Here is a 22,809-nt window from a genome sequence, read left to right on the forward strand (position 1 = left end):
GGTAAAGATACTTTAAATAAAACTAAAATATGTTATAATAAAAAAGGTAACTTATTATATGGAGAGATGTCCGAGTGGCCGAAGGTACCTGCCTCGAAAACAGGCGAACGGGTTATTCCGTTCCGGGGGTTCGAATCCCCCTCTCTCCGCCAAAATTAAGGACTCTAGCAAAACTGCTAGAGTCCTTTTGGCATGGCACTTTTGTTGTAAATGGGATTTACAAGCTAGATCGGCAGTTATTACAACAGAATTAAAACCTATAAAGATAATTTTATGCTTAATAGTCTGCATAGTAGGGTTAGCAGGTTACAATCTATATAATATAATGTAAACTTGTGTTACAACTTTGTTACATCTTATTATATTTATTTATGGTAGAATTATATTAGGAATAATATGAAAATATTGCATATATTATTTCAATTGGTTTTTATAGTAGTATAAATATGAAGATTATACAAATTAATTTGAGGAAGTGTAATTGATGATTGGAAAAAGACTATGTTTAGGAGATACCATAGGGCTTATTTCTCCTGCTAGTCCAGAAAATATTGAAGCAATTCAAAAAGGTATTTTATTTTTAAAAAATCAAGGCTTCAATATAAAAGAAGGAACCCACTTATATGATAATTGGGGTTATCTTGCTGGCAAGGATAAGGACAGGGCAGCAGATGTTATGGAGATGTTTAAAGACAAAGAAGTAGATATGATACTCTGCATAAGAGGTGGATATGGCTCAAGTAGAATACTCCCCTATCTAGATTTTGATGTAATAAAAAAACACCCAAAGATATTTGCAGGTTTTAGTGACATAACGGTTTTTCTAAATTCCTTTTATGAAAAATGTAAACTTACTACCTTTCATAGTCCAATGGGTAGTTCTAATCTGGAAGATACCGAAACTTTTAAAAACTTTATGTTCACTTTTATGGAAGGGTATAAACCCTATGTTATTAAAAACCCATCTGAATTTCCTACTCAGTGTATTGTAAGCGGTATTGCTGAGGGTCATCTCATAGGTGGTAATCTTTCATTAATATGCAATTCTCTTGGAACACCCTATGAAATTAATATGAAAGATAAAATACTCTTTATAGAAGAGATTGGTGAGGCGCCTTATAAAGTTGATAGAATGCTGACACAATTGCTATTAGCTAAAAAGCTTCAACAATGCAAGGGAATTATTTTAGGTCAATTCACTGGGTGTGATTTACCTCACTATGAAAGAAGCCTTACCTTAGAAGAAGTTATTAAGGATCGGTCATATAGTTTAGATATACCTATGTTTTCGGGGTTTTGCTCAGGTCATGACTATCCCAAACTCACTCTTCCAATTGGCGCAAAGGTGATAATGAACTCAGAGTCTGGAGTTATTCATGTAATGGAAGCCGTAGTAGGTTAGGCTGAAGGGCTAAGCTAGTTTTAATATAGGATTTGATAATTTTAAAGGCAAGTGTATTGGAAAGTTTGTAATATTTTTTAGCAATCATTTTAAAGACATTGAAATATATTTAAATAATAGAAGATATTAATATATTTATTTTTTTAAATAAATATATTAATATCTTCTATTTTGGATAACTTTTATAAATAAAATCTTAATATATCTTTCCCTATAAATATAATTTAGTTTCAATTCTTCTATCATATTCTGACCAATTACCAGGTTCTGTTTTATCCTTTACTTGAGAGATCTTATTCATAGTAGCATCTATTGAATCTGCATAATTAACTATAAATGACTCTTCCATTTTCATGCTTCTTGGAGAACCAAATTCAAGTTTTCCATGATGCTGAACAATACAGCCCTTTATCCTAGTGACAAAATCCTCTGAATAAAGTGTTGGATTTTCTCTAATAGCCTTTTCTATCAGTTCTACTCCAATAACAATATGACCTTCCATTTCTCCTCTAAGGGTATATTTAAAAGGACCGTCATAATATAATTCATAAATCTTACCAATATCATGGAGTTTTGCTGCAAGCATTGCTGTTTCTGTCCTCCGGCAGTCATATCTTTCACAAAGCATAGAAGTTAAATGCATAACATTTAGGGTATGTTCTGCAAGCCCACCTATGTAATTATGATGCATAGATACTCCACCTATTCCTCTTTTAAATTTATCTAAGACTATTTCATCCTTAAAGAAATAGTCATTCAAAGACTTACCTTCTATTGAAGTAATATACTTAGTAGTATAAGATTCAATTTCATCCATGATCTCTTCTATAGGTCTCTTTACTGTTGGGAGATAATCTGAGAGATCATAATCTGAAATAAACCCATATTTTTTCACATCTAGATTCCAATCTTTAATACCCTCTATCTCTATTACGCTTCCTTCTGTAATATCGCTCTTTCTACTTGGTATGTTAGCTTTTATATCACCACTTCTATCTGCTAATATGCATATAACCTTAGCAGGGTCTTTAGCTATTATTTTCATTACCATTAATGATGTTTTTATCTTATTGCCACTTTTTATATCACATAAAAAAATCTTTTTTGCACTCATATTTTCCTCCAAATTAATTGTATTTTCTATATTTAGTATGTGTAAAAAAAACATTTATACTTATTGGTGGATCATGTTTATTTCTATAAGACCAATGCTCATATCCAATATTTGTAGAATACGTTTGTTATAAGATTTGTATTTGTAGAGAAACCCGATGTTATAAAAATTAGAAAAGTATGGTATGATAATAAATAAAAAACATATGTGCTGACTTTGGAAGGGGCTATCAAAATTGATTATTTTTATAAATATTATTATTGTATTTTTGCTTGTATTTATGAATGCTTTTTTCGTTGCTACGGAATTTGCCATGGTAAAAGTTAGAAAATCTAGGATAGAAACTTTAGTAGGTGAGGGAGCTAGGAACGCAAAATATACATCAAAGGTTGTTAAAAATTTAAATTCATACTTATCGGCATGTCAGCTAGGAATAACATTAGCATCACTGGGACTCGGATGGGTAGGGGAACCTGCTGTTGCAGATATGCTAACTCCCCTATTTAATTTATTTCATTTGCAACAAAGTGCTGTACATTCAATTTCATTTATTTTAGGATTTTCAATTATAACGGGCTTTCATATTGTACTTGGAGAGTTAGTTCCTAAGTCACTTGCAATTATAAGTGCAGAAAAGATAGCTATGTACACGGCACTGCCGCTTATAATGTTTTATAACGTAACTTATCCAATAATGTGGGCTTTTAACCATAGTACTAGTATAGTTTTAAAGGTTTTTGGTGTGTCCCTTGTAGATGAGCAGGAAGCAGCACATACTGATGAAGAAATAAAATTATTGGTTGAAGAGAGTTATAATCATGGCTTAATAGATAAGACAGAATTAACTTTTATAGACAATATATTTGATTTTTCTGAGAAAACCGTAAAAGAAATAATGATACCGCGTACTGATATGAAATGTATTTTTCTAGAGGATTCTTTTGAGGAGATTATAGCCTTTGCTCTGGAGAAGCAGCAAACTAGATATCCAGTGTGTAGGGATGACAAGGATAATGTTATCGGTTTTGTGCATATTAAGGATTTATATAAACAGAAAATTGAGGGTAATAATCAAAATATAGAAGACATTATTCGTGAGATTAAATTTGTTCCAGAATCCTTGTCAATAAGTGAATTATTAAAGGTGTTTAAAAAACAAAAGGTACAAATGGCTATAATTATTGATGAATATGGTGGAACATTTGGACTCGTAACTAATGAGGATATCTTGGAAGAAATTGTTGGGGAAATTCAAGATGAGTTTGATGAAGAAGCAAGCGAGATTATTAAAACTGAAGATGGTAATTATCTTGTAGATGGAAAAGTTCTCATTGAAGATATCATTGACCTTTTAGATAAGGACTTTGAAGTTGAAAACATTGATACCATTGGAGGTTGGATTTATTCACAGTTAAAGTCATATCCACAAGTTAATGATAAAATCATATATGAGGATTATGATTTTATCATATTGGAATGTGATAGTAAAAGAATAAGCAAAGTGCTAATCAAAAAATCATCTGTAGAATAAGTGAAACAGCCACAATAGTATTGGAAGGCTCTAGCAATTTTGCTAGAGCCTTAAGTTCGTTGTATCTCAACAAATGATATGATAAATGGAATTAAAACCATACTTTTTTTCCCTTAGGTTTTTTAAGTGTTCTGACAATCCATTTGATTACGTAAAAATTAAATTATTTATTTTTAATTTTTCTATTGTTTTTATTTTTAATTGTGATAATATATTGTTATATCGTAATATTACGATATATAGATGAAAATAAAATGTTTTAAAATTATAAATTTAATTTGAAAAGGAGAGTATAAATTATGTTTAATTCAAAGATTAAAAATGTTACTGCAGAAGAGGCTCATAAGCTTTTAAGTGAAAATAGTGAATTTGTTATTTTAGATGTAAGAACTAGAGAGGAATACGATGGTGGTCATATTCCAGGAGCAAAGCTTGTTCCAGTACAGATTCTTCCTATGAAACTTGCTGAACTTGATAAATACAAAGATAAGCCAGTACTTGTTTATTGTGCATCCGGTGGAAGAAGCCCAAGAGCGGTGGATACTTTGGCGAATAGTTCTTTTAAAAATATTTACCATCTCAGTAGAGGAATAAGCTCTTGGAGATACAGTCTAACTAGATAATGATTAAAAAAATTTTAGAAGGGGGCGAGGAACTATGGATACAGATTATATGCAATACAATCACATTGCAGAAATTCTTAAAGTTTTAGCACATCCAATTAGGATATGTATAGTAAAAAATCTATTAGAGAATGGGGAATGTAATGTCGGTTATATGCATACTTGTCTAGAAGTTCCTCAATCTACCGTATCGCAGCACCTACAGAAATTAAGAGTAGCTGGAATAATTGAGGGCAGTCGACATGGACTTGAAATTAAATATAAAATTAAAGATCAGAGAATGGGAAAATTAATTAATTCAATTTTTAGTATACAATAATAGTGAATATGAGGAGTGATTTTAATGAATAAAAAAGTGATTATAGTAGGTGGAGTAGCTGGTGGAGCTTCAACCGCAGCAAGGCTTAGACGACTAGATGAAACAGCAGAAATAATTATGTTTGAAAGAGATGAATATATTTCATTTGCCAATTGTGGACTGCCTTATTATATTGGTGAAGTAATAAAAGATAGAGATAAACTTTTAGTACAAACACCTGAGAGTATGAAGGCAAGATTTAATATAGATGTTAGAAATAACAGTGATGTAGTAGGAATTGACACTGCCAAAAAAACTGTAACAGTTAATAGTAAGGTTCGTGGTACTTATGAGGAGAGCTATGATTATTTAGTTTTATCACCAGGAGCAAAAGCAATCAAACCCAATATAGAGGGTATTAACAGTAAAAGAATATTTACACTAAGAAATATACCAGATACAGATAATATAAAAGCATATGTGGATAAAAAGGGTATTAATACTGCTATAGTTATTGGCGGAGGCTATGTCGGTGTGGAAATGGCTGAAAACTTAAAAGAAAGAGGACTTGATGTTACTATTGTAGAAGCAGCTCCTCATATAATGGCTCCTTTTGATACAGATATGGTTTTAACCGTTGAAAAGGAAATTATAGATAATGGTGTGGAAATAATTTTAAATGATGGAGTAAAAGCTTTTAAAGATAATGAAGACAGTGTGGAAATAATTTTAAATAGTGGTACAAGATTAAGTGCAGATATGGTTATTTTGGCAATAGGAGTTCTTCCAGATACTGGATTTTTGAAAAATAGTGGAATAGAATTTGGACCTAGAGGACATATAATAGTAAATGATAAAATGGAAACAGCTGTTTCTGGAGTATTTGCAGTAGGTGATGCAATAGAAATAGTTGATTTTGTAAACAAGCAAACTTCCGCAATACCACTAGCCGGCCCTGCAAATAAACAAGGTAGAATAGCAGCTGATAATATAGCTGGACTCGCTACTACTTACAAGGGAACTCAAGGGACTTCAATTATTAAGGTATTTGGCTTAACAGCTGCAAGTACAGGTAATAATGAAAGAACACTAACACGCCTTAACATTCCTCATAAAGTTATATTTGTTCATCCTGTAAGCCATGCATCTTACTACCCCGGCGCTCTTTCTATGACTTTAAAGCTTATTTTTAACGATGAAGGGAAAATACTAGGAGCTCAAGGTGTGGGTTATGATGGAGTAGACAAGAGAATAGATGTACTTGCTACAGTTATAAGGCTAGGAGGAACAGTAACTGATTTAACGCAGCTAGAACTTTCCTATGCACCACCCTTCTCATCTGCTAAGGATCCAATAAATATGGCAGGTTTTGTGGCTGAAAATGTAATAGCTGGAAGAATGGACGTATTAACCACAGATGAATTTATGGCTTATGATAAAGCAAATACCATAATACTTGATGTTCGTACTGATATGGAATTTAGTAATGGACATATAGAAGGTGCTATAAATATTCCTGTAGATGATCTAAGAGAAAGAATTGGTGAGCTTGATAAAAACAAGGAAATTCTTGAATATTGTCAGGTAGGACTTCGAGGATACGTAGCAGCCAGAATTTTGCAGCAAAAGGGATTTAAGGTTAAAAACTTAACAGGAGGATATAAATCAGTGTCAATTTCAAATTTCAACTCAAATAAAGTTGAAAAAAATGAAACATCAAAAAGACAAAAATTTTAGATCCTGATACTCAAGTTATAAAGGACCAAGTGGATTACTGGAGCTAAAACAGTGGTTGAAGCAGTAAGACTTTCTAAGAATGTGGCGGATGCCATTGATGAATATGTATTGAACAATATGGATAAATAGAATTGTACACCTAGGATATTAAAAAATGGGAAACTCCATATTGAGCTTCCCATTTTTTAATATAATTATTTACAAAAAACTTATTGCCAAAATGGTTAAAAGTATTTATACTATACTTAAGAATATAATTGTGGAAGTGGGGTGTATATGATTAAAATTCTAGAGGGATTATCTTGTCGGGATTTAGAAATCCTAAATATAATTCAAAAAAGAGGACCCATAACAAAAAAAAACTTGCATATTGTTGCAAATATAAAACTAACCACACTAAATAGAATTATGAAAACACTTAAGGATAAAAAGGTAATAGTGGAATATGGAGAGTCAAAGTCTACGGGAGGAAGAAAAGCAGTGGAATATGATGTATCCCAAGCAGACTTTTATGCTATAGGTATAGACATATCAAGAACTTATGTAAAATTGATATTAACTAATATGAAATTGAGTGTTTTAAAAAAAGAAGAATTTATTATGGATGAAAGTTACTCTCCTGAAAAAACTGTTGAAAAAATCATTCTCACAATAGAACAAATGTTATCTGATTTAAACATTAAAAAGGATGAAGTTTTAGGGATTGGGTTAGGTACTGTGGGGCCAATAGACAGAGAAAAAGGAATTATATTAAACCCTAAAAGTTTTTTTAACAGTAATTGGGTTAATGTTCCTATCAAAGCAATGCTTGAAGAAAGACTTAAAATTCCTTGCTTTATAGACAATGGAGCTAATACTGCTGTTTTAGGTGAGTATTTGTATGGCAAAGGAAAAAAAATAAAAAGCATTGCATATATTCACTGTGGCATTGGACTAAGGTCAGCAATAATAAGAGATGGCATTATTATTAGGTCAATGAACGATAGAGAGGATGCTTTTGCACATATGATTGTAGAGCTTAATGGAGAAGAATGTTATTGTGGTAATTGTGGTTGCATAGAAAGCTATTCCTCCATAGATTCAATCCTTAAAAAAATAAATTCAAAAACAAAATATAATAATAAGTTAATAAATGAAAAAAATTACAGCGAAAAGTTAAAAGTAGAATTACAAAACAATGACATTGCAATTGAAGTAGTAAATCATAGTGCAGAAATTTTAGGTATTGGACTTTCTAACCTTGTGAGATTACTAAATCCTGAGCTTGTGATTCTAAGTGGACCGTTAATAATGAATTTTGAAAATTACTATGAAAAATCTATTGAATCCTTTCGAAACATAAATCATAGGGATAATAGAGTTATGTTTAGCAAAGGAGGTAAGTTTGAAGAAGATATTATTGCCATAGGGGCAGCAGCTATGGTAATGGAAGGTTATTTAAAAAGTATTTAGGTGATAATAATATTATTAGGAGTGATTGTATGAACCCAGTAGCGTTTTATATATTTGGATTTGGTGTAATGTGGTATGGAATATTTATAGGAGCTGGAATGGCATTAGCCATAATGCTCGCAAGTTATACATGTAAGTATAGAGATGTTGATTATGACTCTCTACTAGATGTAGTGCTTTTTTCTCTACCAATTGGTATTATAGGTGCAAGGCTATATTATGTAGCTTTTCAGTTCGATGATTACAGAAATAATTTATTAGATATATTTAATATTAGAGGAGGCGGACTTGCAATTCATGGTGGAATTCTGTTTGCCTTAGTAACTGCATTTATAATAGCAAAGCGTAAGAAGATGAATTTCTTTAAAATGACAGATGTTGCTGCGCCAACAATTATTATTGCACAATCTATTGGCAGATGGGGAAATTTTTTCAATTCAGAAGCCCATGGTGGTCCAGTATCCTATGAGTTTATTAAGAAATTTCCGAAATTCATACAGCAAGGTATGCATATAGAAGGAGTTTATTATCATCCTACTTTCTTATATGAATCACTATGGGATTTCGCTGTGTTTATAATACTAATGATTCTTTTAAGGAAAAATAAAAAAGTTGGGATTGTATTTTTTACTTATATTGGACTGTATTCTATTGGTAGATTTTTCATAGAGGGTCTAAGAACAGATAGCTTAATGTTTGGACCTTTACGAATTGCTCAGATAGTGAGTTTATGTGGAATTGTAGTCTGGGTGGGATTTTTAATTTTATCTAGGTATAAAAAAGTAGAACTTTAATATATTCAGGAGGAATATCAATGACAAGTACTATATTGTTTATTCTAATAGGAATCGTTGCAGGAGTATTAAGTGGAATGTTTGGTATAGGTGGAGGAGTTATAATTGTACCTGCATTAATGTTTTTATGTGGCTTTAGCCAGCTAAAAGCCCAAGGAACTTCTCTGGCCATATTATTGCCACCTGTTGGAATAATTGCATTTATGGAATATTATAAAAAAGGCCAAGTTAATGTTAAAGCTGGCCTTTTAATAGTAATTTTTCTAGTAATTGGGTCAGTATTTGGATCTAAGTTAGCTCAAAATATCCCTACTGAGGTATTAAAAAAAGGCTTTGGTATATTAATGCTTTTAATATCTCTTAAAATGATATTTTCAAAATAAATTTTATATTGCCTTAATCTTTGTTGCATTTTATGGTACTTGAATTAAACTGGAAAAATTTAAATGAGCATCAGTGGTCATAAATAGCTACTGATGCTCATTTTGTTTATGGTAAGCACAAACTTCCCTATAGTTCCTTATTTAAAATAATGGTCTCATTTGTAGAGAGAAATGGACAACTTATATTTGCTAATATTCATTAGTTTGTGTTATATTAATCATATGATTAAATCCTGCTAAATATGGCGAATGGTGCGTTAAGAAAAGAGTATTAGGAAGGAGCACTTTTAATGGAGACAAATATTGATAAAGAACTTTCTAGTATATTTGTAATTTTTGGTGGAACTGGTGATTTGACAAGAAGAAAACTAATTCCCGCTATTTTCAGTTTAATGTACGAAGAAAAGTTACCTGAAAATTTTACAATTGTAGCAATAGGAAGACGTAAAAAAACAAATGAGGAATATAGAGAAGAAATGCATGAATCTGTAGAAAAATTCTCTAGATTTTCACTAAACGAAGAGTTATGGCTTAAATTCAGTAAGAGAATTTTCTATAAAAACTTTGATTTTACTTCGGATAATCAAGGCTATGTGGATTTGGATTTGTTTTTGGAAACTATGGAGATAAAATATTCAACAGGAGGCAAAAGATTATATTATTTAGCCGTTGCTCCAGAGTTTTTTGAAGGCATAATTAGAAATTTAAAGAACAATGGTATGGTTTTAAAAGCTATTGGCTGGCAGAGGATAATGATTGAAAAGCCTTTTGGATCAAGCCTTGAAACAGCTAGGATATTAAATAATAATATATCAAAGCTTATACCAGAAGAAGATTTATTTAGAATAGATCACTATTTGGGAAAAGAAATGATTCAAAATATATTGGCAATTAGATTTGGAAACTCATTATTTGAACCATTATGGAATGCAAATCATATTGATAATATTCAAATTACATCTAATGAGCTTTTAGGAGTAGAGAGCAGAGGTGCATATTATGATAATGCTGGTATACTAAAAGATATGCTTCAAAATCATATATTACAAATGCTAACTATGATTGCTATGGAACCTCCAATAGACTTTGAACCTGAATCTATAAGGGACGAAAAAGTCAAGGCACTACGATCACTCAGACCTTTTACTGCTGAGTCTTTTAAAGAAAATATTGTTCGTGGCCAATACGGCCAGGGAGAAGTCGAAGGTAAGAAAGTAGTGGGTTATAGGGAAGAAGACAGAGTATCCCCTAAGTCCAATACGGATACTTTTATAGCACTTAAGACTTATATTGATAATTTTCGATGGGGAGGAGTACCAATATATATAAGGGCAGGAAAAAGGATGAACAATAAAAGTACTGAGATAGTTATTCAGTTTAAAAAACTTCCGGGAATTAATTATTATAAGGAGTTTAATAACATTCCTCATAATCTTTTAGTTTTAAAAATTCAGCCAGAAGAGGGATTTTTCTTTCAGATAAATGCAAAGAAGCCTGGTAGTGAATTTAAGATGGAAAAGGTTCAATTAGATTATTGTCAAAGCTGTAGGTGTTTAAATGATTCACCTGAGGCCTACGAGAGGCTAATACTTGAGGCAATTAGAAATAACTCATCACTATTTACTAGATGGGATGAACTTCAATACTCTTGGGAATTTATTGAAAGCATTGAAAAACAATATGAAAATAATATACCTACGTGTCCCAATTATCCAGCAGGAACTGCAGGTCCTAAGGAAGCAATAGACTTAATTGAAAGTGATGGAAGACAGTGGTGGAATACTGCGTCTGATTAAGGAGTGTAAATATGATTATATATGATATCTCAATGACTATTGAAAAAAGTATGGGAGTTTACAAGAATATAGAAGAAAAAAGACCAGTAATTAAATTCGAGAGGAAAATTCCAAAGGATAGCATTAATGAATCTAGCATGTATATGAACTTGCATACAGGAACTCATATTGATGCCCCATATCACGTAGATGATATGGGAGCTACTATTGAATCTATTGATTTAAATAAATTGATTACAAAGTGTAGAGTATTAGATCTAACAAAGATAGTAGATGGTATAACAAAAGAGGATCTTGTGGATAAAAACATTACATCTGGTGAATTCTTATTACTTAAAACTAGAAATTCCTTTTCAGAAGAATTTCAGTTCGATTTTGTTTTTCTTAAAAAAAGCGGCGCAGAGTATTTAGCGGAGAAAAAAGTAATTGGAGTAGCAATAGATTCCTTTGGAATAGAGAGAGCTCAGCCAGAGCATGAAACCCATAAAATCCTTTTTAGTAGTGGAATAACTATCATAGAAGGAGTTAGACTAAAAGAAATAAAAGAGGATGAATACTTCATGTGTGCGTTGCCACTTAAAATTAAAGGAGTGGATGGTGCTCCTGCTAGGATTGTTTTAATAAAAGACATGATATAATAATCCTACACTTTTATGTTATAATAATGTCTGTAATAAGAATATATTGTAAATAAACGTTTACAATTTAATGAGGTGAAGGTAATGAACGTAAAAAAAAGAATTGAAGAGTTAAGAAATGAAATGAGAGAAAGAGGCATAGATGCTTGCATTGTCCCTAGTTCAGATCCACATCAAAGTGAATACGTAGCAGAGCACTATACTGCTAGAACTTTTATAACAGGATTCACTGGTTCTGCTGGTACCGCAATTATAACTTTAAGTGAGGCCGGTTTATGGACAGATGGAAGATACTTTATACAAGCAGAAAATCAATTAAGAGATACAGGAGTAACACTATTTAGAATGGGAGAGAGTGGCATTCCAACTGTTGAGGCATTTTTGAAGCAAAATCTTAATAAGGGAGCAAAGATTGCTTTTGATGGTAAGGTTATTTCAGTAGAGTATTTTAGAGGCCTGGAAAAGGCTTTAGAAAGTAGTGAATTTACCTATGAGGTTAATGAAGATTTAATAGATATAATATGGAAAGATAGACCTCAAAGACCTTGTAGTCAGGTAGTTTTGCATGATGTAGCGTTTGCAGGAGAGTCTAGGGAATCAAAACTTGCTAAGGTAGTTCTTGAAATGAAGACTATGGGAGCAGACTACTATGTTATATCGGGCCTTGATGACATAGCATGGTTATTAAACATTAGAGCAAGAGATGTAAAATGCAATCCACTAACTATAGCTTATGCAGTGATTTCAGAGGAAAAATATTATCTATTTATAGATGATAAAAAAATTAATTCGGTTGTTAGAGCAGAGCTTGAAAAGGCTAATGTAGAAATAATGCCTTACGATAGTATAGGGGAATTTTTAAAAGAAATTCAAGCGGAAGCAATATTACTTGATGCAGCAAGAACTAGCACTTGGATATACAGCGCTATAAAGATTAAAATTATAGAGGCTATGGATATAACTACAAGATTTAAGGCTATAAAGAATGATATTCAAATTGAAAATGTTAGAAGTGCAATGGTACGCGATGGTGTGGCTATGGTTAAATTTATTAGCTGGTTAAAGAGAACCATAAAAACACGTAATATTACAGAAATAGAAGCATCAGATAAAATTGAAGAAATAAGAAGAGTAGGAGAAAATTACTATGATTTAAGCTTTGCATCAATTTCAGCTTACAGAGCAAATGCTTCAATGCCTCACTACTCTGCTACGCAAAAAGATCAGGCGACTATTATGCAAGAGAGCCTTTATTTATTAGATTCAGGCGCACAATACTTGGATGGAACAACAGACATTACAAGAACGATAGCCGTAGGTCCATTAACTGATGAAGAAAAAACAGATTTCACCTTAGTATTAAGAGGGATGATTGATTTAACATTGCAGAAATTTTTACATGGAACTACTGGTTCAAATTTAGATATTATAGCTAGAATTCCACTTTGGAATGCTGGAATGGATTATAAGCATGGAACAGGACATGGAGTAGGTTTCTTCTTAAATGTTCATGAAGGCCCACATAGAATATCTGTGGTTCCAAATACTATTAAGCTTGAAAAAGGAATGGTAGTGTCTAACGAACCAGGAGTTTATAAGGCAGGAAAGCATGGTATAAGAATAGAAAACTTAGTTGTTGTTCAAGAAATTGAAAACACTTTATATGGTGGACAATTTATGAAGTTTGAGACCTTAACACTATGCCCTATAGACTTAGAAGTTATAGATGTTTCACTATTAACACTTGAAGAAAAAAACTGGTTAAACAATTATCACAAAACTGTATTTGAAAAACTTTCTACCTATTTAAAGGGAGAGGAACTAGAGTACTTAAAGCAGGCAACGGTGGAAATATAGATATAAGGTTTATAAATTAACAAAGGTTAAATGGCTGTCTCAAAATGATTAAAAAATCATTTTGAGACAGCCATTTTCTTTATTTTTATTTATAAAATCTATATCTTGAAGATAATCCACTTTTAACAACTGTTTTTATTAACGCTTATTCTTTTTAAAGATTTTTAAAAATACATATGCTATTATTGGTGGTAAAAAGAACATCCATACGGGAACTCTGGGTCCAGAAGTATTCATAACCATTTTAACACCCATTGCTGAGGTTACTCCAATAAATAAACCTAAGATTAAAAACTTTGATTTACCAAGCTTATTTAGTATATTTTTCATTTCGCATTTAACTCATTTATCAGATAATAATTTCAATATATGTATTTCTGATAAAATTCTCCTTTCTGTATAATTAGATTATATTAATTCTAGATATATAACTAAAATTCCTTCTTTTTTAAAAAAAATACCACAAATTTCGACTGTTTTTATAAAATAAATATTTTCCTGAAATTGGATATATGGCCGTAACCCTTTAAACAAGCCATATTATCTTGTCAATAGTGATGCTATAGCATAAAACTTAAGGAATGGTAGGAAATCATAGCATTCGAGCTTTTATTACAGTAGATTACTTGAAGTGCTAAATTTCGAACCTTTTAAATATTCTAAATTTTCAATATAGTATGTATTATATTATTTCTTATCCCCACCATATTATTACCTATAAATTATTTTATAACTCTATCATTAAAGAACACAAATTTTATAAAGGAGATAGCCAAGCCATATATTACAGCAAACTTTATTACTAAAATGAAATAATCCAAACAAAACAAAAGATGAATTTAAGAGAGGGGAAAATATTATGAATATTTGGAAGAAAAAATCCCTAGAGCAGATGTTACATTCCGCCGAAAAATCTGATTTGAAAAAGAATCTCACAGCAGTTGACCTTGCAGCACTTGGAATAGGTGCAGTTGTTGGTACAGGAATTTTTGTTTCAACAGGTGTCGGTGCTCATTTAGCAGGACCTGCGGTTGTTTTATCATTTATTGTAGCAGCAATAGTAAGTGGACTTTGTGCTCTTTCCTATGCTGAGCTTGCTACAATGTTTCCAGTTGCAGGTAGTACTTATTCATATTCATATGTTGCTTTTGGTGAAATAGTAGCCTGGACTATAGGTTGGGATTTAATGCTTGAGTATTTAGTTTCGTCAGCTGCAGTTGCATCGGGGTGGTCAGGAACCTTCGTAGGGCTATTAAAATCTGCAGGAGTTAATATGCCTTTAGCGATAACTAGAACACCCATGGCAGGTGGAATTGTTGACTTACCAGCTGTTGCAATAGTGGTGTTTGTAACCTGGATATTATTTGAAGGTATTAAAGAAAGTAAAAAGCTGAACAACATAATCGTTTTGATAAAAGTTGGAGTAATTATTTTATTTATAGTACTTGGCGTATTTCATGTTAGTGTAGCTAATTATAAACCATTTGCTCCTTTTGGATGGAAGGGCGTTATGGCAGGTGCTTCAATTATATTCTTTGCTTTTATTGGTTTTGATGCAGTTTCAACTGCTGCAGAAGAAACTATAAATCCAAAGAGAGATGTACCTAGAGGACTTGCTATTTGCCTAGGAGTGGTGATTCTACTTTACGTTACAGTTGCAGTTGTTATAACGGGCATGGTTCCATATAATGAAATAAGTCAGAACAATGCTGTTCCGGGTGCATTGCAAAGGTTTGGAATTACCTGGGGAGCTGCTTTGGTTGGAACTGGTGCGGTGGTAGGTATGATATCAACACTGATTGTGATGCTTTATGGACAGATAAGAATATTTATGGTTATGTCAAGAGATGGGCTATTGCCAAAGGTGTTCTCGCACATACACCCAGTTCATCAAACACCTAATCGTTGTACATTAATCACTGGTTCTTTAGCGGCGGTAATGGCAGGATTTTTACCCTTAGATCTTATAATACAACTATGTAATATAGGTACATTATTTGCCTTCGTTCTTGTTTCTATAGGTGTTATAGTTCTTAGAAAAACTATGCCAAATGTTGAAAGAAAGTTTAAATGCCCATGGGTACCACTTGTACCTATCCTTACTACATTGGCATGTGTTTACTTAATGTCAGCATTACCTGCAATAACATGGATTAGCTTTGTAATTTGGTTATTAATTGGATTACTAATTTATTTATTGTATGGTAAGAATCATAGTGAACTTCAAAAGGAGGAACTAATATAACAAAATAACATAAAGTTTTAAAGTTAAAAAGGGGCTGCCTCTTCAAATGATTAAAAATCATTTGAAGAGGCAGCCCTTTTTCCTTACTAATTTTTATGGATATGAACATTAAGTTGTGGGTAAAATATTTAGGCGCATGAAATAGATTACCATACTGACTTGTTATTTATTTAAATGAGACTTAGAGTAATAAATAGGAGAGGTGATTATGATGGGAAAAATAATAGCTTACGTTACAATGCCACATCCCCCTATAATAATTCCAGAGGTGGGGCGTGGAGAAGAAAAGAAGATAAAAAATACATATGATGCTTGCGCGCGCATTGGGAAGGAAATAGCAGAGTTAAAACCAGAGGTAATAATAGTAGTTACGCCGCATGGTACTATGTTTTCAGATGCCATAGCACTTTCTTTTGAAAATTCTATTTCAGGAAGTTTAAAGCAATTTGGTGCGTTAAAAGTTTCTATGAATTTTGAAATAGATATGAAACTTACAGAGAAAATAATCGATAAGGCGAACAAAAATAATATACCAACAGCCAAAGTAACATCAAGCTTTCTTAAAAAGTATGGTAGAGAATATGAACTAGATCATGGTACCATAGTTCCACTGTATTTTGTTGTAAATAAATATGATTCTTTTAAGCTTGTTCATATTACATATGGAGGGCTTAGTCCTATACAATTATATAAATTTGGTAAAATCATCAAGGAGGCAGTAGAGGAAAGTAATGAAAATGCTGTGTTTATTGGAAGTGGTGATCTTTCTCATCATCTTAAAGATGAAGGCCCTTATGATTATAATCCCTTTGGAGAAAAGTTTGATGCAGAAATAATAAGTCTATTAACAAAGGGCGATGTAGCAGGAGTATTTAATATAAATTCTGAAATGGTTGAAAACGCTGGAGAATGTGGTTTAAGGTCCTATTATATGATGCTTGGAGCGATGGAGGGTAATGAAATAAAGGGAGAACTTCTTTCCTATGAAGGCACCTTCGGAGTTGGATATGCAGTAATTAAATTTGAACTTAAAAAAAATGACAGAGACATATTATCAGAAATCATGGTGGGAAAAAGAAAAAAATACATGGAAAGAGTAAATAATGAAGATGTCTATGTTAGGCTTGCTAGGGAAAGTCTTACTCATTATTTAATAGAGGGCGATTTCATGGATGAGCCGAGCTATGTAACAGAGGAAATGACAAATAATAAAAGAGGGGTATTTGTATCTCTTAAAAAATTTGGACAGCTAAGGGGCTGCATAGGTACCATTTTTCCTGTAACAGACAGTATTGCTAGTGAAATAATGCGAAATGCCATTGAAGCAGGAGAGGAAGACCCAAGGTTTAGTCCAGTGTCCGAGGGAGAGCTTGAGGATATTGTGTTTTCTGTAGATGTTTTAACTGAGCCAATACCAGCTTTAAAAGAAGAATTAGATCCCAAAAAATATGGGGTAGTTGTACGAAGTGGAAGAAAGAGTGGACTTCTATTACCGGACCTTGAGGGTGTGAATACCATAGAGGAACAGATAAGCATTGTGCTAAACAAAGCAGGGATTTCCACCAATGAAGATTATTCCATAGAAAAATTTGAGGTCATTAGGCATAAATAGGAGTTGTTAATATGGAAAGAGAAGCGCTATTTTATGAAAAACAAGGAGATAAGATAAGTTGCAAACTTTGTCCGCATAACTGTCTTATTGCAGCTGGTGGGCATGGCAAATGTAATGTACGGTTGAATCGAGAGGGAAAACTTCATACTATAAATTATGGGGAAATAACTTCTATGGCTCAAGATCCCATAGAAAAAAAGCCACTATATCATTTTAAACCAGGTAGCAATATACTTTCTGTAGGAAGCTTTGGATGCAATTTTAGCTGTGGGTTTTGTCAAAACTACTCCATATCTCAAGGGAGAGCAAACAGCGAATATATAGCTCCAGAAAAATTAGTGGAAATATGCAAAAACCTTGAAGATAATATTGGGGTTGCATTTACCTACAATGAGCCTTCTATCTGGTATGAATATGTATACAATGCATCAAGGCTATTAAAAGAATCTCTTAAAGATATAAATATAGTTATGGTTACTAATGGTTATATAAAAGAAGATCCGTTAAAGATGCTTCTTCCTTATGTGGATGCTATGAATATTGATTTAAAGGCTTTTAATAATAAGTATTATAAGGACATCTGTGGAGGAAGTGTTACACCTGTAATGGATACTATCAAGATCTCATCAAAAGAGTGTCATGTAGAGGTAACTACACTACTGGTAAATGGAGAAAATGATTCAAGCGGAGAAATTTCTGAAATTGCAGGTTTTATAGCCTCAATAAATAAAGATATTCCACTCCACTTATCAAGGTATTTTCCGAACTATAAGATGAAAAATCCTGCTACAGAGATTGAGGTAATGCTTAAGGATAGAGATATAGCAAAAGAATATCTTAACTATGTATACTTAGGTAATGTGGCAGGTACTGATAACTCAACATACTGTCCAAAGTGCAGTTATAAACTTATTGAAAGAGATGGATTTTATGTACATGTAAATATTAGTGATGGCATATGTCCAAAGTGTGGTTATAAAATAAATCTTATACTTTAGGAGCCAGCAATAATTATTTTCTTATTTTGAAGGAAGTAATTAGGTTTTAGAGAATATAATATAAATACTATAAAAATATAACATTTTAATTGGGGAAGGGGAATAAATTATGAAATTTACAGAAATGCAGTATAAAAGACCAGATATGAAGGAGCTGGAAGTAAAGTTCACGCAGTTATTAGCTAGATTTAATACTTGTGCTAGCTTTGAGGATGCAAATTCAATTATGGTTGAAATCAATGACCTAAGGGGTAATATAGAGTCAATGTCAGAGCTTGTGGGCATACGCCATACTATTGACACAACTGATGCTTTTTATGAAGGTGAACAAGATTTCATTGATGAGAACATGCCTATTTACCAGGGCTTAATTGCCAAGTATTATGAGGCTCTTATTAATTCAAAATTTAGACTTGAATTAGAAGAAAAATGGGGTAAACAACTTTTTAATAAGGCCACTTTAAATATTAAAACTTTTTCTCCAGAAATAATTGAAGATTTACAAATGGAAAATAAGTTATCTAGTGAATATACTAAATTAATCGCTTCAGCAAAAATAATGTTTGAAGGTGAAGAAAGAACACTATCTCAATTAACCCCCTTCGGAGTATCTACTGATAGAGATGTGAGGAAAAGAGCAAATGAAGCTAAATATGCTTTCTTTTCTGAAAATGAAACAAAATTAGATGAAATTTATGATGGGCTAGTAAAAGTAAGAACTAAAATTGCTAAAAAATTAGGCTATGAGAATTTTGTACAACTTGGATATGATCGTATGCTTCGTTCAGATTATAATGCTGAAATGGTTGCGAATTACAGAAAACAGGTAAAAGAAGTTATAGTTCCTATTGCTAGTAAATTAAAAGCAAGACAATGCAAACGCCTAGGCTTAGACCATTTATATTATTATGATGAAGGGATAAGCTTTAAAAGTGGAAATGCAAAACCACATGGTAACCCACAGTGGATAGTTGATAATGCGAAAAAAATGTATGAGGAATTGTCAGCGGAAACTGGAGAATTTTTTAATTTCATGATTAATAACCAGCTTATGAACTTAGAAAGTAAAAAAGGTAAAGCCGGTGGTGGTTATTGTACATTTATAGCAAGTTACAAATCACCATTTATATTTTCAAACTTCAATGGTACCTCAGGGGATGTAGATGTGTTAACACATGAGGCTGGGCACGCTTTTCAAGCTTATTGCAGTAGAAACTATGCTGTACCTGAGTATAACTTCCCAACTTATGAGGCTGCAGAAATTCACTCTATGAGTATGGAATTTTTAACTTGGCCATGGATGAATTTGTTTTTTGAAGAAGAAGAACTAAAATATAAATTCAATCATTTAAGTCAATCACTTTTATTCTTGCCTTATGGAGTAACTGTTGATGAGTTTCAACACTTTGTTTATAATAACCCTGAAGCTACGCCTGCTGAAAGAAAGAGTGCTTGGAAAGAAATTGAGAATAAATATTTACCACATAGAGATTATGCTGGAAATGACTATTTAGAAAGAGGTGGATATTGGTATCAACAAGGACATATTTTTGGTTCACCTTTCTATTATATAGATTATACATTAGCTCAAGTTTGTGCGTTCCAATTCTTTAAAAAAGCTAATGATAATAGAGAAAATGCAATGGCAGATTATATGAACCTTTGCTCTGCGGGTGGAAGTAAATCATTCTTAGATCTAGTTGAACTTGCTAATTTAAAGTCACCATTTGATGATGGTTGCATAGAATCAGTCATAGATGATATTGAAAATTGGCTTAATAGTGTTGATGATACAAAACTATAAACTTATACTTTAATTAAGTAATTTAAAACCACATGGTAGTATAGAATTATTCTTGTTAAAAAATTATCTAAGTATAAATTAAAGCAAAATAAGAAATCCAGTAGAATAACATTCTGCTGGATTTTTTGCGTTCATAATACATTTTGCAATGTAGTTTTAAAGGGTGGATTATATGATAACCAATAGCCTTTACATGGTGAAAACACAAGGCTAACAGCATAAACACAGGCGGCTATCGAATAGTTACTATTTTAACGAAGTATACCAATAATGTTAAAGAAATATGAAATTTAAAAAAAAATTTAGAACAAACTGTTATAGTACTGAAAAAAAGAAATGTTACAGAGGACTTTAATACATGGAAGCAACAATAGATTAATATTTTCAAGTACTGTTGAAAACATTAGTAAGCAATGAATAAAACCTGAATATCAAATTTAGACAAAATATGCTGTATGCATTTTTAAAAGAGTATTTTTTTATTTAATATATTCATGTCATTATGGAGCTACATGTTAAAAATATATTTATTCTTGACTTTAATCTCATTTGAAACTATCTTAAGTAATGGAAGTTCAAGTTAAACAAGTGCAGGTTGATATATAACTCGCCAGTAAGTACAATGTGAATTGTATGGGAGATTTATAAACAAAATTAATATTGTAGTAATGGGGGGTAATGCATCGGTGGTAAAAGAAGAAGAAGGAATTATAATTGAGATATTTAAGGATAATATGGCTAAAGTTAAGGTGGGTAGGCATGGAGAATGCAAAAATTGTGGCGCGTGCCCAGGTGATAGTGCACTAGTCATTGAAGCACAAAATATAATTGGGGCTAAAGCAGGCCAAAGGGTTGCTTTTGAAATGAAAGAAACAAATATGCTAATGGCAGCTTTTGTTGTATACATAGCACCCCTTGTTGCTATTTTAATAGGTGTTGTTGCTGGTCAGGAAATAGCAGTGAAATTTGGTTATTCCGTGAGAGGTTTTCAAATTGCAGGTGGAATACTAACATTTATATTGTCAATATTGAATATAAAAATTTTTGATAAATTTGCTCATAATAATAAGAAAATGCAACCGACTATTACTCGAAGCTTATCTTAAATTATTTTTTTTGAGCTATAGTATGTATACATTAATGAATATACTTTAAATATTTTAAAAGAGGTGTGAAAAATTTATGAAAAGTTTTCGTGGAGGAATACATCCAAATGATTATAAAAGTTTTACTGCAGATAAGCCTATAGAAATAGCTCTACTACCAAGTAGGGTTGTTATTCCTGTAAGGCAGCATATTGGTGCGCCTTGTTCACCTATTGTAGCCAAGGGTGATTTTGTAAAAAAGGGGCAAGTTATAGCAAATAGTAATGCTTTTGTTTCTAGTCCTATCCATGCATCAATATCTGGCATGGTTAAAGACGTGGCAGAATACCCTCATGCGGTATTTGGAAAATGTCTTTCTATTGTAATTGAAAATGATGGCAAAGACGATTGGATAGAAGGAATTCCCTGTGAAAGGGATTGGGAGAAGTTAAATGACGATGAAATAAGAGATATTATTAAAGAGGCGGGTATTGTTGGAATGGGGGGTGCCACTTTTCCATCTCACGTAAAATTATCTCCACCAAAGGAAAAGAAAATTGATACTTTTATTTTGAATGCAGCGGAGTGTGAGCCTTTTTTAACAGCAGACCACAGAATGATGCTAGAGTATTCACAGCAAATTCAAACTGGGGTAAAAATAGTGATGAAGCTTCTTGGTGTTCAAAAAGCCTATGTGGGAATTGAGGACAATAAACCAGATGCAGTAATTGCAATGAAAAGAGCCTTTGAAGGAACTACAGTACAAGTTGTGGAAATCCCAACTAAATATCCACAGGGTTCGGAAAAAATGCTCATTAAAGTACTGGCAAATCGCGAGGTTCCCTCTGGTAGTTTACCGATGGATGTAGGGGTTGTGGTTCAAAATGTAGGTACAGTTATTGCAATTTATGATGCAGTGGTAAAAGGAATTCCGCTAATAGAAAGAGTTACAACTATAAGTGGAGGAGCAGTAAAGGAGCCTAAAAATCTTTTACTTAGAATTGGGACAACCTTTGAAGAGGCTATTGAAAATTGTGGTGGATTTATAGAAACACCAGCTAAAATTATTATGGGTGGGCCTATGATGGGATTTGCTCAATCAAACTTAAAGGTTTCGATTATTAAAGGAGTTTCTGGTATTTTAGGTTTAACTAAAAAAGATCTGAATAACGGCACGGAGTCTCCTTGCATCCGTTGTGGAAAATGTGTAACTGTTTGTCCATGTGGTCTTAACCCAAGTATGCTAAGTATTTTGGGGCAGAAAAACCTTTTTGTAGAAGCAAAGGAAGAACAAAATCTATTAGACTGTGCGGAATGTGGGAGCTGTGTTTATGTATGCCCTGCTAAGCGTAATATCGTACAATACATTAGATATTGTAAGATGCAAAATGCAGCGCAGACTGCAAAAATAAATGCAGCATATGCAGCAAAAAAATAGGG

The 22,809-nt window shown here is 32.4% G+C and carries 18 protein-coding genes, 1 tRNA gene and 1 pseudogene; 18 read left to right on the forward strand and 2 right to left on the reverse strand.

The genetic code is table 11. The features are described 5' to 3' along the window. The first annotated feature begins 60 nt into the window (after positions 1-60). Together G9F72_RS09125 and G9F72_RS09130 are read left to right on the forward strand one after the other, a co-directional pair. Positions 61-152, forward strand: a tRNA-Ser gene (locus tag G9F72_RS09125). Positions 153-484: 332 nt separating this feature from the next. Next, positions 485-1,402, forward strand: a complete 918-nt coding sequence (locus tag G9F72_RS09130; RefSeq protein ID WP_164956126.1) for an LD-carboxypeptidase — start codon at positions 485-487, stop codon at positions 1,400-1,402. A 211-nt stretch (positions 1,403-1,613) separates the two neighbouring features. Here G9F72_RS09130 and G9F72_RS09135 read toward each other — a convergent pair whose 3' ends face one another. Further along, positions 1,614-2,516: a 3'-5' exoribonuclease YhaM family protein gene (locus G9F72_RS09135; RefSeq protein ID WP_164956127.1), complete on the reverse strand. Its 903-nt coding sequence runs from the start codon at positions 2,514-2,516 to the stop codon at positions 1,614-1,616. A gap of 235 nt (positions 2,517-2,751) precedes the next feature. On the opposite strand from G9F72_RS09135, the gene G9F72_RS09140 reads away from it, so the two are divergent. The 10 genes and pseudogenes from G9F72_RS09140 (at position 2,752) to G9F72_RS09185 (ending at position 13,625) form a co-directional block, all read left to right on the forward strand. After that, entirely contained in the window at positions 2,752-4,047 is a 1,296-nt protein-coding gene (locus G9F72_RS09140; RefSeq protein ID WP_164956128.1) for a hemolysin family protein, read from the forward strand. Positions 4,048-4,346: 299 nt separating this feature from the next. After that, the gene (locus G9F72_RS09145; protein ID WP_164956129.1) at positions 4,347-4,670 is read left to right on the forward strand and encodes a rhodanese-like domain-containing protein; all 324 of its coding nucleotides are present in this window, start codon (positions 4,347-4,349) and stop codon (positions 4,668-4,670) included. Positions 4,671-4,704: 34 nt separating this feature from the next. Beyond that, on the forward strand, positions 4,705-4,989 hold the full coding sequence (locus tag G9F72_RS09150) for an ArsR/SmtB family transcription factor (RefSeq protein WP_164956130.1): 285 nt from the start codon (positions 4,705-4,707) through the stop codon (positions 4,987-4,989). A gap of 24 nt (positions 4,990-5,013) precedes the next feature. Further along, positions 5,014-6,696: pseudogene (locus G9F72_RS09155) on the forward strand (CoA-disulfide reductase); the annotation flags it as partial. Positions 6,697-6,981: 285 nt separating this feature from the next. Continuing rightward, positions 6,982-8,157 (forward strand): ROK family transcriptional regulator, encoded by a 1,176-nt coding sequence (locus G9F72_RS09160; RefSeq protein WP_164956132.1) that lies wholly within the window; start codon positions 6,982-6,984, stop codon positions 8,155-8,157. Positions 8,158-8,168: 11 nt separating this feature from the next. Beyond that, on the forward strand, positions 8,169-8,951 hold the full coding sequence (gene lgt / locus G9F72_RS09165) for a prolipoprotein diacylglyceryl transferase (RefSeq protein WP_318010976.1): 783 nt from the start codon (positions 8,169-8,171) through the stop codon (positions 8,949-8,951). Positions 8,952-8,971: 20 nt separating this feature from the next. Then, positions 8,972-9,334, forward strand: a complete 363-nt coding sequence (locus G9F72_RS09170; protein WP_164956134.1) for a sulfite exporter TauE/SafE family protein — start codon at positions 8,972-8,974, stop codon at positions 9,332-9,334. 290 nt (positions 9,335-9,624) lie between these two features. Continuing rightward, a complete protein-coding gene (gene zwf, locus G9F72_RS09175; RefSeq protein ID WP_164956135.1) occupies positions 9,625-11,130 on the forward strand; it encodes a glucose-6-phosphate dehydrogenase in 1,506 nt (501 codons plus the stop codon). An 11-nt stretch (positions 11,131-11,141) separates the two neighbouring features. Further along, complete coding sequence (locus G9F72_RS09180; protein ID WP_164956136.1) at positions 11,142-11,768, forward strand: cyclase family protein; 627 nt, start codon at positions 11,142-11,144, stop codon at positions 11,766-11,768. 84 nt (positions 11,769-11,852) lie between these two features. Continuing rightward, positions 11,853-13,625: an aminopeptidase P family protein gene (locus G9F72_RS09185; RefSeq protein WP_164956137.1), complete on the forward strand. Its 1,773-nt coding sequence runs from the start codon at positions 11,853-11,855 to the stop codon at positions 13,623-13,625. Between the two features lie 138 nt (positions 13,626-13,763). On the opposite strand, the gene G9F72_RS09190 is transcribed toward G9F72_RS09185, so the two are convergent. After that, on the reverse strand, positions 13,764-13,955 hold the full coding sequence (locus tag G9F72_RS09190) for a hypothetical protein (RefSeq protein WP_164956138.1): 192 nt from the start codon (positions 13,953-13,955) through the stop codon (positions 13,764-13,766). A 529-nt stretch (positions 13,956-14,484) separates the two neighbouring features. On the opposite strand from G9F72_RS09190, the gene G9F72_RS09195 reads away from it, so the two are divergent. From G9F72_RS09195 to rsxC, 6 genes are all read left to right on the forward strand, one after another. After that, entirely contained in the window at positions 14,485-15,870 is a 1,386-nt protein-coding gene (locus tag G9F72_RS09195) for an APC family permease (RefSeq protein ID WP_164956139.1), read from the forward strand. A 211-nt stretch (positions 15,871-16,081) separates the two neighbouring features. Then, the gene (gene amrA, locus G9F72_RS09200) at positions 16,082-17,482 is read left to right on the forward strand and encodes an AmmeMemoRadiSam system protein A (protein WP_164956427.1); all 1,401 of its coding nucleotides are present in this window, start codon (positions 16,082-16,084) and stop codon (positions 17,480-17,482) included. Between the two features lie 11 nt (positions 17,483-17,493). Next, positions 17,494-18,480, forward strand: coding sequence for an AmmeMemoRadiSam system radical SAM enzyme (gene amrS, locus G9F72_RS09205; RefSeq protein ID WP_164956140.1), 987 nt, complete (start codon positions 17,494-17,496; stop codon positions 18,478-18,480). A gap of 109 nt (positions 18,481-18,589) precedes the next feature. Further along, a complete protein-coding gene (locus G9F72_RS09210; RefSeq protein WP_164956141.1) occupies positions 18,590-20,284 on the forward strand; it encodes a M3 family oligoendopeptidase in 1,695 nt (564 codons plus the stop codon). A gap of 686 nt (positions 20,285-20,970) precedes the next feature. Next, on the forward strand, positions 20,971-21,390 hold the full coding sequence (locus G9F72_RS09215; protein ID WP_164956142.1) for a SoxR reducing system RseC family protein: 420 nt from the start codon (positions 20,971-20,973) through the stop codon (positions 21,388-21,390). Between the two features lie 76 nt (positions 21,391-21,466). After that, the gene (gene rsxC / locus G9F72_RS09220) at positions 21,467-22,807 is read left to right on the forward strand and encodes an electron transport complex subunit RsxC (protein ID WP_164956143.1); all 1,341 of its coding nucleotides are present in this window, start codon (positions 21,467-21,469) and stop codon (positions 22,805-22,807) included. The last annotated feature ends 2 nt before the right edge of the window (positions 22,808-22,809 follow it).

The organism is Clostridium estertheticum (assembly GCF_011065935.2).
GTDB lineage: Bacteria > Bacillota > Clostridia > Clostridiales > Clostridiaceae > Clostridium_AD > Clostridium_AD estertheticum_A.

What these genes read in the sequence shown, in the direction of transcription:
- G9F72_RS09145 (WP_164956129.1), top strand. Translation starts at nt 4,347, where the DNA reads ATGTTTAATTCAAAGATTAAAAATGTTACTGCAGAAGAGGCTCATAAG.
- rsxC (WP_164956143.1), top strand. Translation starts at nt 21,467, where the DNA reads ATGAAAAGTTTTCGTGGAGGAATACATCCAAATGATTATAAAAGTTTT.
- G9F72_RS09195 (WP_164956139.1), top strand. Translation starts at nt 14,485, where the DNA reads ATGAATATTTGGAAGAAAAAATCCCTAGAGCAGATGTTACATTCCGCC.
- G9F72_RS09135 (WP_164956127.1), bottom strand. Translation starts at nt 2,516, where the DNA reads ATGAGTGCAAAAAAGATTTTTTTATGTGATATAAAAAGTGGCAATAAG.
- zwf (WP_164956135.1), top strand. Translation starts at nt 9,625, where the DNA reads ATGGAGACAAATATTGATAAAGAACTTTCTAGTATATTTGTAATTTTT.
- G9F72_RS09180 (WP_164956136.1), top strand. Translation starts at nt 11,142, where the DNA reads ATGATTATATATGATATCTCAATGACTATTGAAAAAAGTATGGGAGTT.
- G9F72_RS09160 (WP_164956132.1), top strand. Translation starts at nt 6,982, where the DNA reads ATGATTAAAATTCTAGAGGGATTATCTTGTCGGGATTTAGAAATCCTA.
- G9F72_RS09170 (WP_164956134.1), top strand. Translation starts at nt 8,972, where the DNA reads ATGACAAGTACTATATTGTTTATTCTAATAGGAATCGTTGCAGGAGTA.
- G9F72_RS09190 (WP_164956138.1), bottom strand. Translation starts at nt 13,955, where the DNA reads ATGAAAAATATACTAAATAAGCTTGGTAAATCAAAGTTTTTAATCTTA.
- G9F72_RS09185 (WP_164956137.1), top strand. Translation starts at nt 11,853, where the DNA reads ATGAACGTAAAAAAAAGAATTGAAGAGTTAAGAAATGAAATGAGAGAA.
- G9F72_RS09150 (WP_164956130.1), top strand. Translation starts at nt 4,705, where the DNA reads ATGGATACAGATTATATGCAATACAATCACATTGCAGAAATTCTTAAA.
- amrA (WP_164956427.1), top strand. Translation starts at nt 16,082, where the DNA reads ATGGGAAAAATAATAGCTTACGTTACAATGCCACATCCCCCTATAATA.
- amrS (WP_164956140.1), top strand. Translation starts at nt 17,494, where the DNA reads ATGGAAAGAGAAGCGCTATTTTATGAAAAACAAGGAGATAAGATAAGT.
- G9F72_RS09130 (WP_164956126.1), top strand. Translation starts at nt 485, where the DNA reads ATGATTGGAAAAAGACTATGTTTAGGAGATACCATAGGGCTTATTTCT.
- G9F72_RS09210 (WP_164956141.1), top strand. Translation starts at nt 18,590, where the DNA reads ATGAAATTTACAGAAATGCAGTATAAAAGACCAGATATGAAGGAGCTG.